Origin of the sequence: Acerihabitans sp. TG2 (genome assembly GCF_035013185.1) — a bacterium.
Lineage (GTDB): Bacteria > Pseudomonadota > Gammaproteobacteria > Enterobacterales > Enterobacteriaceae > Acerihabitans.
The window spans coordinates 60,168-74,603 of sequence record NZ_JAYGJO010000021.1 but is presented as its reverse complement, the minus strand read 5'-3'; the positions used below and the strand labels follow the sequence as shown (position 1 = coordinate 74,603).

The 14,436-nt window shown below is 52.8% G+C and carries 12 protein-coding genes and 1 pseudogene; 6 read left to right on the top strand and 7 right to left on the bottom strand.

Going from position 1 to position 14,436, the window contains the following annotated elements:
• Positions 1 to 27: 27 nt before the first annotated feature.
• The gene (phrB, locus tag SJI19_RS17385) at positions 28 to 1,452 is read right to left on the bottom strand and encodes a deoxyribodipyrimidine photo-lyase (protein ID WP_323479529.1); all 1,425 of its coding nucleotides are present in this window, start codon (positions 1,450 to 1,452) and stop codon (positions 28 to 30) included.
• 16 nt (positions 1,453 to 1,468) lie between these two features.
• Positions 1,469 to 2,422 carry a 2-thiouracil desulfurase family protein gene (locus SJI19_RS17380; RefSeq protein WP_323479528.1) on the bottom strand — a complete coding sequence of 318 codons (954 nt, stop codon included), beginning with the start codon at positions 2,420 to 2,422 and terminating at the stop codon, positions 1,469 to 1,471.
• A 363-nt stretch (positions 2,423 to 2,785) separates the two neighbouring features.
• On the opposite strand from SJI19_RS17380, the gene kdpE reads away from it, so the two are divergent.
• Both kdpE and SJI19_RS17370 read left to right on the top strand, forming a co-directional pair.
• On the top strand, positions 2,786 to 3,466 hold the full coding sequence (gene kdpE, locus SJI19_RS17375) for a two-component system response regulator KdpE (protein WP_416347559.1): 681 nt from the start codon (positions 2,786 to 2,788) through the stop codon (positions 3,464 to 3,466).
• 96 nt (positions 3,467 to 3,562) lie between these two features.
• Complete coding sequence (locus tag SJI19_RS17370; protein ID WP_323479526.1) at positions 3,563 to 3,991, top strand: EamA family transporter; 429 nt, start codon at positions 3,563 to 3,565, stop codon at positions 3,989 to 3,991.
• Between the two features lie 98 nt (positions 3,992 to 4,089).
• Here the strand turns inward: SJI19_RS17370 and pgm are convergent, their stop codons facing one another.
• A complete protein-coding gene (pgm, locus tag SJI19_RS17365) occupies positions 4,090 to 5,733 on the bottom strand; it encodes a phosphoglucomutase (alpha-D-glucose-1,6-bisphosphate-dependent) (RefSeq protein WP_323479525.1) in 1,644 nt (547 codons plus the stop codon).
• Between the two features lie 98 nt (positions 5,734 to 5,831).
• The gene (seqA, locus tag SJI19_RS17360) at positions 5,832 to 6,380 is read right to left on the bottom strand and encodes a replication initiation negative regulator SeqA (RefSeq protein ID WP_323479524.1); all 549 of its coding nucleotides are present in this window, start codon (positions 6,378 to 6,380) and stop codon (positions 5,832 to 5,834) included.
• A 203-nt stretch (positions 6,381 to 6,583) separates the two neighbouring features.
• On the opposite strand from seqA, the gene SJI19_RS17355 reads away from it, so the two are divergent.
• The 4 genes from SJI19_RS17355 (at position 6,584) to fur (ending at position 9,503) form a co-directional block, all read left to right on the top strand.
• Entirely contained in the window at positions 6,584 to 7,357 is a 774-nt protein-coding gene (locus SJI19_RS17355) for an alpha/beta fold hydrolase (RefSeq protein ID WP_323479558.1), read from the top strand.
• 352 nt (positions 7,358 to 7,709) lie between these two features.
• On the top strand, positions 7,710 to 8,009 hold the full coding sequence (gene ybfE, locus SJI19_RS17350) for a LexA regulated protein (protein WP_323479523.1): 300 nt from the start codon (positions 7,710 to 7,712) through the stop codon (positions 8,007 to 8,009).
• A gap of 179 nt (positions 8,010 to 8,188) precedes the next feature.
• Positions 8,189 to 8,704, top strand: coding sequence for a flavodoxin FldA (fldA, locus tag SJI19_RS17345; RefSeq protein WP_323479522.1), 516 nt, complete (start codon positions 8,189 to 8,191; stop codon positions 8,702 to 8,704).
• A 328-nt stretch (positions 8,705 to 9,032) separates the two neighbouring features.
• Positions 9,033 to 9,503 (top strand): ferric iron uptake transcriptional regulator, encoded by a 471-nt coding sequence (gene fur, locus SJI19_RS17340; protein WP_323479521.1) that lies wholly within the window; start codon positions 9,033 to 9,035, stop codon positions 9,501 to 9,503.
• Between the two features lie 115 nt (positions 9,504 to 9,618).
• Here fur and SJI19_RS17335 read toward each other — a convergent pair.
• The 3 genes and pseudogenes from SJI19_RS17335 to nagE form a co-directional block, all read right to left on the bottom strand.
• A pseudogene (locus SJI19_RS17335) lies at positions 9,619 to 9,894 on the bottom strand (RpiB/LacA/LacB family sugar-phosphate isomerase); the annotation flags it as partial.
• An 82-nt stretch (positions 9,895 to 9,976) separates the two neighbouring features.
• Complete coding sequence (gene glnS / locus SJI19_RS17330; protein ID WP_323479520.1) at positions 9,977 to 11,644, bottom strand: glutamine--tRNA ligase; 1,668 nt, start codon at positions 11,642 to 11,644, stop codon at positions 9,977 to 9,979.
• A gap of 652 nt (positions 11,645 to 12,296) precedes the next feature.
• On the bottom strand, positions 12,297 to 14,348 hold the full coding sequence (gene nagE / locus SJI19_RS17325; protein ID WP_323479519.1) for an N-acetylglucosamine-specific PTS transporter subunit IIBC: 2,052 nt from the start codon (positions 14,346 to 14,348) through the stop codon (positions 12,297 to 12,299).
• Positions 14,349 to 14,436: the final 88 nt, after the last annotated feature.

The window sequence follows — 14,436 nt, the reverse complement described above, 5'->3', positions numbered from 1 at the left end:
TGATTTTTTTATTATTGCGACCTTCGATTACCCAAGGGCTTTCGCGGTCTTATATGCCGCCAGGGTAGACAGGCGAGCGCGGCCATGATCCACGATAGGATGCGGATAATCCAGTCCATCGTGGCCCTTATCCGGCCAAAGGTGCGGTTCGTGCACATAGGTGTCCGGCACTACGGATAATTCCGGCAACCACTTACGGATAAAGACCCCTTGCGGATCAAAGCGCCGTCCCTGGGTGGTGGGATTAAAAATCCGAAAATAGGGCGCGGCATCGGTGCCGGTGGACGCGGCCCACTGCCATCCGCCATTATTGGCGGCAAAATCGCCGTCAATCAGCCGAGACATAAAATAGCGTTCCCCTTCACGCCAGTCTATCAGCAGATCCTTCACCAGAAAGCTGGCGGTGATCATACGTAGCCGGTTATGCATCCAACCACTATGGTTGAGCTGCCTCATGGCAGCATCGACAATAGGATAACCGGTCTGGCCTTGTTGCCAGGCATTTAGCTGCTCGGCATCGCGCCGCCACGCGACGTGACGCGTCCAGCGGATAAACGGTTGTCGTTGACACAATGCCGGGAAAGCGACAATAAGATGACGATAGAAATCGCGCCAAATCAGTTCGTTTAACCAGGTAAACGCACCGCTGTCAGGAGCGGACAGCACGTCAGGATAGGCCTGGCGCAGACGGTTATAACATTGGCGAGGCGAGATCACACCGATTGCCAGGTAAGCGGAAAGCTGACTGGTGGCATCTAACGCCGGCAAATCTCGCGCCGTGCGGTAATCTTGCATCTGCTGATGGCAAAAAGTGCGCAGTCGCGACAGTGCCGCCGCCTCTCCAGCCGGATAATCATCACCCGGCTCCTGGGTTGGATAATCAAACGGCGTCAGTTCCCCAGTCATGTCCGGGAGAGTACTCGCGCGCGATGGCGGTGCCGGCACACACTGCGGGTCGGCGTCAATAAGCCGGCGCAAAAATGCGTTGCGAAATGGCGTAAATACCCGGTACATGCCGCCGCCAGTTTGCACCGTACCGGGCGGCAACAGTACGCCATCGTCAAACCCTTGGCACAGCACACCGCCGGCCAACCCCCGCTCCACAGCAAGGTCGCGCTGGCGCTCATTAAGTTCATACTGATAGTTGTAAAACAGCGCGTCCACCCGTTGCTGTCGGCAAAAGTCCACTAGCCAGGAGACTGATGCCTGAAAGTCGGCACATTGCTGGTAATGCAACGGTATGCCACGCTGGGCTAATGACTGTCTTAGCACCAGCAGATTGTTACGGATAAAACCCGCCTGGCGTGGCGCCATATCATGCTGTTGCCATTGCGCTGGCGTGGCGATATAGACCGCCAGTACCCTGGCACCAGGATCCCGGCAAGCAGCGTACAGCGCTGGGTTATCATGCACGCGCAGATCAGCACGCAACCACACAAGATGGGTTTTCATTGTCTCTTCCTTGATGTTAATGACCATAGCGCAACCGCAACGCTTCCGGATAAGGTTCAAAATAGCGTTGTTGTGCCAGCCAGGCGTCCGGGTATTCAGCCATATAGTGCTTTAACAACGTGATCGGCGCCAGCAGCGGCTGTAGTCCTTGCCGGTAACTGTCAATCAACAGCGCCAGTTCTTGCCGCTGTTTGAACGTCAGATGACGACGAAAATAACCTTGCACATGCATCAGTACGTTGGTGTGATTTGGCCGCGTGGCGCTGTTGGCCAGCAGGGCCATCAGCCGGTTACGGTACTCCATGGCAAACAGCTCCAACGAGTCCCATTGATCCATGGCTGCAACAAATGGCCCAAGTTGGCGATACAACGGCTGAGAATGGGCCAGCAGCAGCAGCTTGTAGCAGCGATGAAAAGCCATTAATCCGCCGCGCGTTAACGGCTGTGCCATGAGCTGATTGAACTCAAATAGCGTAAACACCCGGGCAACGAAATTCTCCCGTAGTGCGGGATCGTTTAACCGACCATTTTCCTCCACCGGCAGCCAGGGCAGTTGTCGCATTAGCGCCTGAGTAAAGAGCCCAACGCCATTTTTTTGCGAACCACTTCGATCATAAACCCTGACCCGCTCCATACCACAGCTGGGTGATTTAGCGCAGACGATATAACCGGATAAATGCGCCAACTGCAGACTTTGACGCGCGGAAAACGTCACCATGGCCTCGGTAAGATCGTGTTCATCCGGACTTTTTCCGCTGTACATGCCGATCTGGCCCTCTTGGTCTTTGACCAGCCGCAACGCCGGGCGCGGTGAGGGCAAACCGATGGCCATTTCCGGACAGATCGGCTCAAAATGGACAAAAGGCGCCAGGTCATCCATAGCGAAAGCCAAACGCCGGTGCCCCCCATCAAAACGCACCTTTTCACCCATCAGGCACGCGCTGATGCCGATAGGAATCTTATTGCTCATGCTTCGCCCTCCAATAATCCATTAGCAAAGCGTAGACGATCTGGTTCTGACCGATCGACGGTTTTTTTCATAAGTCGCGCCAGTTAAGTCACCCCGGCTTGGGTGACAACCAGCGAATAAATGATGATCTGCAGAGTGCGCTATTTTCCTGATAAAAGCACCAGATTGCGCTAGGCTGTATCCCATTATTGACCACGGTGGGTCGCAGGTTCAGGGCCACCATCACCCCCGCTATTTTTGCACTTAATGGACGGTAGTAGAATAGGTATAACGTGGTGGGCGCATCCCACTGTAAGAGGTGGGTACCTGGCCGGTACGCTACTACACGCCAGAGTTGGCGCAAACGGAGGAAACGTGAGCACGTTGACTGCCAATATCCTGATAATCGAAGATGAAGATGCCATTCGCCGTTTTGTCCGCCAAGCCTTGGAGCGTGAGGGGTATCGGGTTTTTGATGCGGAAAACATGGCCAATGGTCTAATAGAAACCGCCACCCGTAAACCGGATCTTATCGTACTTGATCTCGGACTGCCCGATGGCAACGGCGTGGATTTTATCCGCGATCTGCGCCAATGGAGTGCCATCGGTATCCTGGTCTTATCGGCCAGAAGCGATGAACAGGATAAAATCGATGCTCTAGATGCGGGTGCGGATGATTATTTAACCAAACCCTTCGGTATCGGCGAACTGCTGGCACGGGTGCGCGTGGCTCTGCGCCGCCCGCTGCGCGGCGAGGAAAAATCACAGTTGGTCTGTTTTGGCGCGATTAGCGTCGATTTGGTCAACCGCCAAGTGAGCCGGAAAGGAGAGCTGCTTCATCTGACCCCGATTGAGTTTCGCCTGCTGGCCACGCTCATAGCCCACCAAGGCAAAGTATTGACCCAGCGCCACTTACTACGCGAGGTATGGGGGCCTAACGCGGTGGAGCATAGCCACTATCTGCGCATTTATATGGGCCATTTGCGGCAAAAACTGGAGTCCGACCCAGCCCAACCCAACCATTTGCTCACTGAAACCGGCATTGGTTATCGTTTTATGCTTTAAATTCGTTGGGTTACCGCCGACTAAGGTTGTAGTCTTGTTTGCTCGGGCTGAATTATATCGTTTTCTGCAGTAGCACATCCGTGGTGGAGATCTTTCATGAGTACTTGGCTGATTTATGCGTTACTTTCCGCCCTGACAGCCTCTTTGGTGGCGATTTTTGGCAAAATAGGTTTGCAGCACCTGGACGCCAACAGTGCTACCGCAATCCGGTCGGTGGTGATGGCGGTTTTTTTGATTGGAGTGGTGGTGGTACAGGGAAAAATACATTTGGTCAGCGATATACTCGCGGATAAAAAGGCCCTGGGATGTATTGTACTGAGCGGAGTGGCAGGCGCCCTGTCATGGTTATTTTATTTTATGGCGATTAAATTTGGCAATGTTTCACAAGTGGCGCCCATCGATAAGCTCAGTGTGGTGTTTGCGGTGATCATGGCCGTGATCCTGTTTGGGGAAAAAGTGTCGCTGATAGCCGGTGCCGGGGTGGTGTTAATTACCGCCGGCGCGCTGATGGTCGCTCTTGGTTAATCCGGGGCCGGCACGTCATTATCAATAAAAAACCGGCGGCCCAAATTGGGCCCGCCGGTTGTAGGTTGACACTGTCGCTGACCGTCCGGCATGGGGCGTTACTTAGCTCCTGCCAGCGCCTGATTGACAATGTCCACCGCTTCTTTTTCAATTTGGGCACGATGTTCAGCGCCGAGGAAACTCTCACAATAGATTTTGTAAGCTTCTTCGGTGCCTGATGGCCTCGCCGCAAACCAACCATTCTTGGTCATCACCTTTAGGCCACCAATAGAGGCACCGTTGCCCGGGGCTTCGGTCAGGCGATCGGTAATGGGGTCACCCGCCAGGGTACTGGCGCTGACCCTGTCCGGCGACAGTTTTCCCAGGATGGCTTTCTGGGCATGGGTGGCAGAGGCCTGAATGCGGTTATAGCTGGGCGCGCCAAAACGTTGTGCTAGCTCATCATAATGTTGCTGCGGGTTTTTACCGGTAACCGCCGTAATTTCCGCGGCCAGTAGGCACATAATAATGCCGTCCTTATCCGTGGACCAAGGCTGCCCGTTAAAACGCAAAAACGACGCGCCGGCGCTCTCTTCTCCGCCAAAACCCAGGCTGCCGTCAAACAGACCGTCGACAAACCATTTAAATCCGACCGGAACCTCCACCAGTCGACGCCCCAGATCAGCCACCACGCGGTCAATCATCGCGCTTGATACCAGGGTTTTACCCACCGCCACGTCGGCGCCCCATTGCGGACGGTGCTGAAAGAGGTAATTAATCGCTACCGCCAGGAAATGGTTGGGGTTCATCAACCCCGCAGGCGTCACGATGCCATGACGGTCGTAGTCTGGATCGTTGGCCAACGCCAGGTCGAATTTATCACGCAGCGCCAGCAGGCCGGTCATGGCCCATGGCGAGGAGCAATCCATACGGATAATGCCGTCATGATCGAGATGCATAAACCGGAAGGTTTGATCAATCTCTTCATTTACCAACGTCAAATCCAACTGGTAAAATTCCGCAATCCGCTGCCAGTAGGCGATACCTGAGCCGCCCAGAGGATCGACTCCCAGCTTGAGCCCGGCTTTTTGAATGGCTGCCATATCCACGACCTCAGCCAGCCCTTCAACGTACGCCTGAACCAAATCCTGTGCGTGAATATGTCCACTTTGCCAAGCCGCATCCAGTGTCTGGCGTTTCACGCCGCGCAAACCTTCGGCCAGCAGAACGTTGGCGCGTTCTTCAATCACCGTGGTCAGATTGGTGTCGGCCGGTCCGCCGTTAGGTGGGTTGTATTTAATCCCACCATCTTCTGGAGGATTATGGGAGGGAGTGATCACGATGCCATCAGCCTGGGGGGCACCAGCACGATTGTGCGTCAGGATCGCATTGGAGATCGCGGGCGTCGGCGTAAAACCGTTATCCTGCTGAATAATCACCTCAACGCCGTTGGCGCTGAGCACTTCTAACACGGAGATAAATGCCGGTTCGGATAAAGCATGGGTATCCTTGCCAACATAACAGGGCCCGGTGATGCCCTGGCTACGACGCTGTTCGGCTATCGCCTGGCTAATTGCCAGAATATGCGCTTCATTGAAACTGTGACGCCCCGCGCTGCCACGATGGCCCGAGGTACCGAATTTTACCGCATGGGCTGGATTGCCCGGTTCTGGACTTAATACATAGTACTGAGAGGTCAACTGCGCGACATTAATTAAATCGCTTTGCTGGGCGGGTTGCCCAGCGCGGGGGCTATTAGCCATCGGTACTTCTCCCTTGGCTGCTATACCCGTCATGCTTCAGGTTGCTGGTGTGCTGGCTTTCCTGCAACGCGAATTATTCAGGGTATATATTTAAATGATCAAATGGTACCGCAAACTTTATCCGTCAGTTCCACCGGGAACTGCATGGCCAGCATAATGTGTTCCACCATGCTCCGTTTACGATCGGTATTTGTATTGGTAATCACCCAATACGGCGTTTCAGGCACCTGCTTTGGTTTAGTATGGCTGCCATTTTGCAAAAGTGTCTGTTCATCAGCGGCAAAATAGGTGCGAGTCCGGCCATGGAGGAGATCTGCCACCTCAGCGAACTGCGCGGGAGAGATCTGATATAGGGTGGTCAGCACCAGCGTAAAGCGATCGACTGCCTTGCGCTGTTCCGCATAGATATCGGAGAGCAACAACTCGCGCATCGTCCTCACCCGATCGCGCAGCGGCGTGACGGCATCCGGTTGGGACGGCTCCGGTTGCTGCATCTGTTGCTGCGCCGGTTTGGCTTGAGCTACGCTACGGTTTTGCGCGTCAAACTTGAGCATGCGGCGCAAAATATCCGAGGCGCTTTCGCCAATATGTTGGGTATGACCAGCGATATAGCGGTACAGGTCTTCGTCGACTTCAATAGTTTTCATCTTTTCCCGGGGCTTTCTTCTCATAAATCAATCAACAGGATTATACAAGCTAAACCGCTCCGGCGAATAGCGCTAGTAGCGGACTTGTGTAAAAAGTCGGATTAACCCCCGACGAGGATGGCCGACAAAGGCGTTTTTTTGCGGCGCAAGGGGTGGAAACTCATGATACGCTTACTGACTTTCCCGTCGTTAAGAGGATTATGATGAAATTACATTATCGTCTGCAACCGGCCCTACGTGACGACGGTAGTCCAGCGGTAGTGTTATTGCACGGTCTGTTCGGCAGCCTGGATAATCTTGGTGTGTTGGCCCGGCCACTGCAAGAGCGCCACACCACGTTGCAAATTGATCTACGCAACCATGGGCTATCACCTCACGATGCCGACGCCGGTTATGATGCCATGAGCAGTGACGTGGCGGCCTTGCTGGACCAATTGGCCATGGAAAACTGTATTGTGATAGGCCATTCCATGGGCGGTAAGGTGGCGATGAGATTGTCCGCACGTCTTGGCGAACGCATCCACGCACTGGTGGTCATTGATATGGCCCCGGTGGCCTATGCCGAGCGCCATCACGACAATGTGTTCACCGCACTGCGCAACGTCAGTGCCGCCGGTGTGACCCACCGGACTGAAGCGGCAGCGTTGATGCGCGAGGATATCGCCGATCCCGGCACGATCCAATTTCTGCTGAAATCATTTCATCAGGGAGAATGGCGGTTTAACCTTGAGGCCCTATGGCAGAATTACCCTGCGCTCATCAATTGGCGGGAATCGGCACCCTGGAATGGCCCGGTATTATTTGTCCGTGGTGAAAAATCCGCTTATTTGGACGATGGCTATCGAAGTGCGATCCAACGACAGTTTCCACAGGCGCGGGCCCATGTGGTGGCCGGTGCAGGTCACTGGGTCCATGCGGAAAAACCCGCAGCGACGCTGCGCGCCATTGAGCGTTTTTTGGACGGATTAGAGGCGTAACATGATGAGCTACCGGTAAGCCTCGTTGGCCGTTATGGACGGTACACTGGACAAGCTTGAGTTTATTATTGTCGTATCAGGTCGGGGTGGGGTAACATGGCGCGCTGTACCGTCATAGTTTGTGTTGCAGGTGCGTTGATTTTGCCATCCCCCAGCCGCTCAGTACGCATTGGGGATGTTTGAGGTTACCGCATTCTTGCTACTCGAATTATTTAGGGTATTTATTTTTCCAGGCCTGAAGTCGGGGAAAATAACGTAACGGGTGATCGTTCCCCAACGGTGAAACCAGCAGCAGGTTTGCCGTCGCGGCCATTGCCCGCCCGCTTTTTGATGCACAATCCCTTCATGACCTATGGCAAAAGAACAAACGGACCGCACCACCCTGGATTTGTTTATTGATGAGCGACGTCCGGGCCGCCCGAAGACCAACCCACTGTCCCGCGATGAACAGTTGCGCATCAACAAGCGTAACCAGCTGCGACGAGATAAAGTACGTGGCCTGCGCCGGGTCGAACTAAAAATCAACGCCCAGGCGGTGGATGCGTTAAATGAGTTGGCCTGTCGGCAAAATCTGTCGCGCAGTGAACTGATTGAATTGATTTTACTGGCCGAGCTGGAGCGGCAACAGGCAGCGGCCGAGCGGGAAGAGTAACCGACTACCGCCCGGCGGCGACGCGCTTTGTCGGTACTGCGCGCCTAAAGAGACGGATTTTGCAACAAAACCCTGGCAGAACGAGTTCCTCCTGTTGATATGGTCTGCTATCATTGCCCGGGAACCTAAATGATCCTATTACAGAACATATCCTTAATATTTAAGAGGTTTTCAAATTCATGGCAACTGTAGGCATTTTTTTTGGCAGTGACACCGGCAATACCGAAAATATTGCCAAAATGATCCAGAAGCAACTTGGGCCTGACGTTGCTGAAGTTCATGACATTGCCAAAAGCAGTAAGGAAGATCTGGCAAGGTTCGATACGCTGTTGTTGGGCATCCCTACCTGGTATTACGGTGAAGCACAGTGTGACTGGGATGATTTTTTCCCTACACTTGAGGAAATTGACTTCTCCGGTAAAACCGTCGCCCTGTTCGGATGTGGTGACCAGGAAGACTATGCAGAGTATTTTTGTGATGCCATGGGCACTATCCGCGACATTATCGAACCGAACGGTGCCACTATCATCGGTCACTGGCCGACTGCAGGTTATCATTTCGAAGCCTCAAAGGGGCTGGCGGACGACACTCATTTTATCGGACTGGCCATTGATGAAGATCGCCAGCCTGAACTGACCAACGAACGTGTTGATGGCTGGGTTAAACATATTAGCCAGGAATTGAAACTCGGTTAATTGATCATCCGGCACTGACAAAATACGTCGGCCGTCATCCATTGTGGCGGCCAGTCTTACTTGTCGATAGGTTCTCCCTGTCGAATGAATAGATACAAATTTTTAGCTTTCGCTCACAAAGCGGTACAATAGTGCAGCAGTTTCGCCTTTTTCATTAAAATGTTGCAAAATGTGCCCCACAAAACGGGCTATAGTGGTTAACAAGGCGTAGTTTTCATTTTGGACAGGCAGTCTTATAATGAGGTGACGTCATATTTTTCGGGCCGACCGATGTTATAGGCTATGTTAGCCTACAATCAGATTCTCAAAGTAACAGGACTATACCCGCATGACTGACAATAATATTGCATTGAAGAAGGCCGGCCTGAAAGTCACCCTTCCCAGACTGAAGATTCTGGAAGTGTTGCAAGCTCCGGAATGCCATCACGTCAGTGCGGAGGATCTCTACAAAAAACTCATTGATATGGGTGAAGAAATTGGCTTGGCTACGGTGTATCGTGTACTGAATCAGTTTGATGACGCCGGTATCGTCACCCGCCATAACTTTGAAGGCGGTAAATCCGTTTTTGAATTAACCCAGCAATATCATCATGATCATTTGATCTGTCTGGACTGTGGCAAAGTGATCGAATTCCGTGATGAATTCATTGAGGCGCGCCAGCGTGATATCGCCAAAAAACACAATATCAAACTGACTAACCACAGTTTATATCTTTACGGACATTGTGAAGACGGCAACTGCCGTGAAGACGAAACTCTGCACGATCATAAAGATGTGCTAAATAGCACCCAAGAGTAACAGGTCTTCAAACGTAACCCTGTTTGCTTAACTTGTTTGCTTAACTTGTTTACTTAAAAGGCTACGCCAATCATCCCAACGTCCGCCAGGCAACCAGCAACCAGGCGGCGTTTTGTTAGTTGTTACCCTCTTCTTCGCGTTCGATTTGACTTATAAGATCAATCCGTCGCTGGTGCCGCTTCCCTTCAAATCCTGCCGTCAACCCGCTATCCACGATCATTTTTGCTAACCCACAGCCCACCACCCGCGCGCCAAATGCCAGAATATGGGTATCGTTATGCTGGCGCGACAACCGGGCCGAGTAAGGTTCGCGGCATACTACCGCCCGGATACCGCGTAACTTATTGGCTGTAATGGATATACCGATCCCAGTGCCACAGATCAAAATACCCAAAGGCGCTACGCGCCATGACCAGCGCACATAAAAAACGCTGCCTCGGCAGCGTTGGTATTAGCACGAAGGTAACCAGCCATCAGGCGCCGGTTTTCGTCCAGGTATCTCGCAGGCCGACGGTGCGGTTGAACACCGGCGTCTGCTTGGTGAAATAACGACTATCAGCACAGAAATAGCCTTCACGCTCAAACTGGTACGGCTGGCCTATTTCTGCGTTTAAGACGCTGGCTTCCACAAAACCTTGCTTAATCACCAGCGATTGCGGATTCAGCGTCGAAAGAAAATCCTCCGCCGCAGCAGGATTGGCATCGCTAAACAGCCGATCGTATAACCGAAACTCAGCTGCAACCCCATGCGTGACCGATACCCAATGGATCACACCCTTGACCTTGCGGCCATCCGCCGGATCTTTGCTTAGGGTCTCAGGATCATAACTGCAATAAAGGGTGGTGATTTCACCTTGGGCATCTTTCTCCACCCGATCCGCTTTGATCACGTAGGCATTGCGCAGGCGCACTTCTTTGCCCAACACCAGCCGTTTGTATTGCTTGTTGGCCTCTTCACGAAAGTCCGCGCGATCGATATAAATCTCACGGCTGAACGCAACCTCACGGTGGCCCATCTCAGGTTTATTAGGATGGGTCGGCATGGTCACCAACTCTTGCTCATCAACGGGGAAATTCTCGATAACCACTCTGAGCGGATCAATAACCGCCATTGCCCGAGGAGCACTGTCGTTCAAATCTTCGCGGATACAGGCTTCCAACGCGGCGATTTCCACGTTGTTGTCCTGTTTGGTCACGCCAATACGCCGGCAAAACTCGCGGATCGACGCTGCGGTATAACCGCGACGTCGCAAACCTGAAATGGTTGGCATCCGCGGGTCATCCCATCCTTCAACGATCTGTTCCGCCACCAACTGGGTAAGCTTGCGCTTGGACATGATGGCATATTCAAGATTGAGGCGGGAAAACTCGTACTGGTGTGGATGGCAATCAATGCTAATGTTATCCAGCACCCAATCATACAACCGGCGATTATCCTGGAACTCCAGGGTACACAAAGAATGGGTGATCCCTTCCAGAGCATCGGAAATACAGTGGGTAAAATCGTACATCGGATAGATACACCACTTACTGCCGGTCTGATGATGTTCAGCGAACTTGATCCGGTACAATACCGGGTCGCGCATGACCATAAACGAGGAGGCCATATCTATCTTGGCACGCAGGCAGGCACTACCTTCTGAGAAGCCACCGTTGCGCATGATCGTGAACAACGCCAGGTTGTCGTCGACGGTACGATCGCGAAATGGACTGTTTTTGCCAGGTGTCGTCAGATTACCGCGATACTCCCGGATAGCGTCAGGGGAAAGCTCGTCCACATACGCTAATCCTTTCTTGATCAATTCCACAGCATAGTCATGTAGACGGTCAAAATAGTCAGAGGAGTAATGAATGTTACCGCTCCAGGTAAATCCTAACCATTGAACATCCTGCTTGATGGAATCGACGAATTCGATATCTTCTTTTGCCGGATTGGTATCGTCAAAACGCAAATTGCATTGTCCATGGTAGTCCTGAGCGATACCAAAATTCAGGCATATCGCTTTCGCATGACCAATATGTAAATAACCGTTTGGTTCCGGCGGAAAACGAGTATGCACCGTATGGTGCTTACCCGAGGCCAAATCTTCGTCAATAATTTGACGAATAAAGTTAGTTGGGCGGGCTTCTGCCTCACTCATATTTCTATTCCTCTACGCGAAAGCACGACATTTATCGCTCATATGTTCCAACATGCCAGAGTCCTGCACAACCGATACTTGCAAAATTTCTTATCATAACCCCAGCGTCCCCATAAGCTTACTCCAGTAAAAGACTGGGGTGAGCGAGGACAAATCTGTCTGGAACAGATTTGAACGCGACTTGTCGCGGCCCCGCTAAGGGCGAGGCCCAGGGACGGGCCGAGTACAGCTAACGCACCTGCAACGTGAAGTATGACGGAATACCCTAAATAATTCGCGTGGCAGGAAGGCGGCAACACAGCGAAACCCAGGAGCTTACATCGGTAAGTGACTGGGGTGAGCGAGGACAGCCAACGCACCTGCAACGTGAAGTATGACGGAATACCCTAAATAATTCCCGTGGCAGGAAGGCGGCAACGCAGCGAAACCCAGGAGCTTACATCGGTAAGTGACTGGGGTGAGCGAGGACAGCCAACGCACCTGCAACGTGAAGTATGACGGGTATATTACCATAAGTGCCCCGCTGACGGGGCACTCTGGGAAGGGATTCTGCGTGGAAACTCAAACGAGCCACAACATTCCGCCGCGAGAAACGCGCCGGAATACGGCATCATAAATTTCCAGGCGACCCGCATCGGCCGCCTGGGTGAATTTATTTAGCGGTAAGCTCCAGTAACAAGGTCTCACCGGCGACCACTGTACCGCTGGCGAGGGCCTCAATGGTGCCAAACTCATCCATATTACTGATGACTACCGGACTTATCAGCGAACGGGCATTGGCGTTAAGATAGTCGAGATCCAGTTCCAGGATCGGTTGTCCTTGGGTAACCTTGCTCCCCTCTTCCACCAGGGCGGTAAAACCTCGGCCCTGTAATTCAACGGTATCAATGCCGATATGCACGATAACTTCGGCACCAGAGTCGGTTTCCAGGCAAAAGGCGTGATGGGTTCCAAACAGTTTTACCAACGTGCCGCTGGCCGGCGACACCACCTGTTTACCGGTCGGGCGAATGGCGAGACCTTCGCCTACCGCTTTGGAGGCAAAGGCAGCGTCAGGTACCTGATCGAGCGGTACTATCTCACCGCTGATAGGGGATATTAGGCTCACCACCACCGGGTGCGGCGACCGCTCGCTGGTGGCTGGTGTAACCTTAGGCTGCACCGGCACGGCTTGAGAAACCGATGTTGCCGCTGCTACCGGCCCTTCAGCCAGTACGGTGCGCATGGCGCCGGCGATAATTTCCGCGCGGGTGCCCACGATAACCTGCACACTTTCTTTATTGAGACGAATAACACCCTGGGCACCCAGGTTTTTGGCTAAAGATTCGTTAACCAGCGATGAGTCTTTAACATTTAACCGCAGACGGGTAATACAGGCATCGATAGCGGTCAGATTGTCAGAGCCGCCGACAGCACTGATATAACGCCGTGCCAAGGCCTGGGTCTCGCCAGCTTTGCCGGTAGCGGTGGTAGCCGGTTCAATATCCACATTGTAGCCGTCAAATTCATTACCGGCGACCGCCAGTTCACGCCCTGGGGTTAACAGGTTGAAACGTTTGATGGTGAAGCTGAACACCACGTAATAGATCACAAAGAACACCAAGCCCTGTGGAATCAACATGTACCAGTGTACCGCCAGAGGGTTGCGCGAGGAGAGCACCATATCGACTAGACCGGCACTAAAGCCAAAGCCGGCCATCCAATGCATCTGTGCGGCGATAAATACCGACAGACCGGTCAATACGGCATGCAGAAAATACAGCACCGGCGCCACAAACATAAACGAGAATTCCAGCGGTTCGGTGATGCCGGTAAAAAAGGAGGCAAATGCCCCGGCCAACATAATACCGGCAACCTTGCTTTTATTTTCCGGGCGGGCGCAATGATAAATAGCCAATGCTGCGCCGGGCAAACCAAACATCATGATCGGGAAGAAACCTGCCTGATAACGACCGGTAATGCCAACGATGGCAGTGCCCGCGTCAATGGACTGTTGACCACCAAAGAATTTGGGAATGTCGTTAATCCCGGCCACGTCAAACCAGAAGACCGAGTTGAGTGCATGATGCAGCCCGACCGGAATCAACAACCGATTGAAGAAGGCATAAATACCTGCGCCAGCCGAACCCAGCCGCTGAATATGTTCGCCGAAAGAGACCAGACCATTAAACACCAGCGGCCAAACATACATCAGAACAAACGCGACCAGGATCATGACGAAAGACACCAGGATTGGCACCAAACGACGCCCGCTAAAAAACGACAGCGCCTTGGTCAATTCCACCTGGCTAAAGCGATTGTACAACTCGGCAGAGATTATCCCCACCAGAATACCAACAAACTGATTGTTGATTTTGCCAAAGGCCGCCGGAACATCGGCCAAAGGAATGTGTTGGATCATCGACACTGCCGCAGGTGCGCACAGCGTGGTCACCACCAAAAAACCCACCAGACCGGATAACGCCGCCGCGCCATCTTTATCTTTTGACATACCGTACGCGACACCAACTGCGAACAGCACCGACATGTTTTCTATGATTGCCGATCCCGCTTTGATAAAGAAGGCGGCCAACGCGCTGCTGCCCCCCCAGCCCACCGGATCAATCCAATACCCTATGCCCATCAGGATGGCGGCAGCGGGCAATGTTGCCACCGGTACCATCAATGCGCGGCCGATTTTCTGAAGATAACTGAGTATACTCACCTTGATTCCCCTATTAACCTTGCTCATCCAACCTGCAACCTAGGCTGTTTAACCTGTTGATTGCTGTCAAATCGCGCCTGAAGACCTC

Bases quoted from the DNA above. Each gene is read 5' to 3' on its own strand.
- phrB (WP_323479529.1), bottom strand. From the start codon at position 1,452: ATGAAAACCCATCTTGTGTGGTTGCGTGCTGATCTGCGCGTGCATGAT.
- SJI19_RS17380 (WP_323479528.1), bottom strand. From the start codon at position 2,422: ATGAGCAATAAGATTCCTATCGGCATCAGCGCGTGCCTGATGGGTGAA.
- SJI19_RS17370 (WP_323479526.1), top strand. From the start codon at position 3,563: ATGAGTACTTGGCTGATTTATGCGTTACTTTCCGCCCTGACAGCCTCT.
- pgm (WP_323479525.1), bottom strand. From the start codon at position 5,733: ATGGCTAATAGCCCCCGCGCTGGGCAACCCGCCCAGCAAAGCGATTTA.
- seqA (WP_323479524.1), bottom strand. From the start codon at position 6,380: ATGAAAACTATTGAAGTCGACGAAGACCTGTACCGCTATATCGCTGGT.
- SJI19_RS17355 (WP_323479558.1), top strand. From the start codon at position 6,584: ATGAAATTACATTATCGTCTGCAACCGGCCCTACGTGACGACGGTAGT.
- ybfE (WP_323479523.1), top strand. From the start codon at position 7,710: ATGGCAAAAGAACAAACGGACCGCACCACCCTGGATTTGTTTATTGAT.
- fldA (WP_323479522.1), top strand. From the start codon at position 8,189: ATGGCAACTGTAGGCATTTTTTTTGGCAGTGACACCGGCAATACCGAA.
- fur (WP_323479521.1), top strand. From the start codon at position 9,033: ATGACTGACAATAATATTGCATTGAAGAAGGCCGGCCTGAAAGTCACC.
- glnS (WP_323479520.1), bottom strand. From the start codon at position 11,644: ATGAGTGAGGCAGAAGCCCGCCCAACTAACTTTATTCGTCAAATTATT.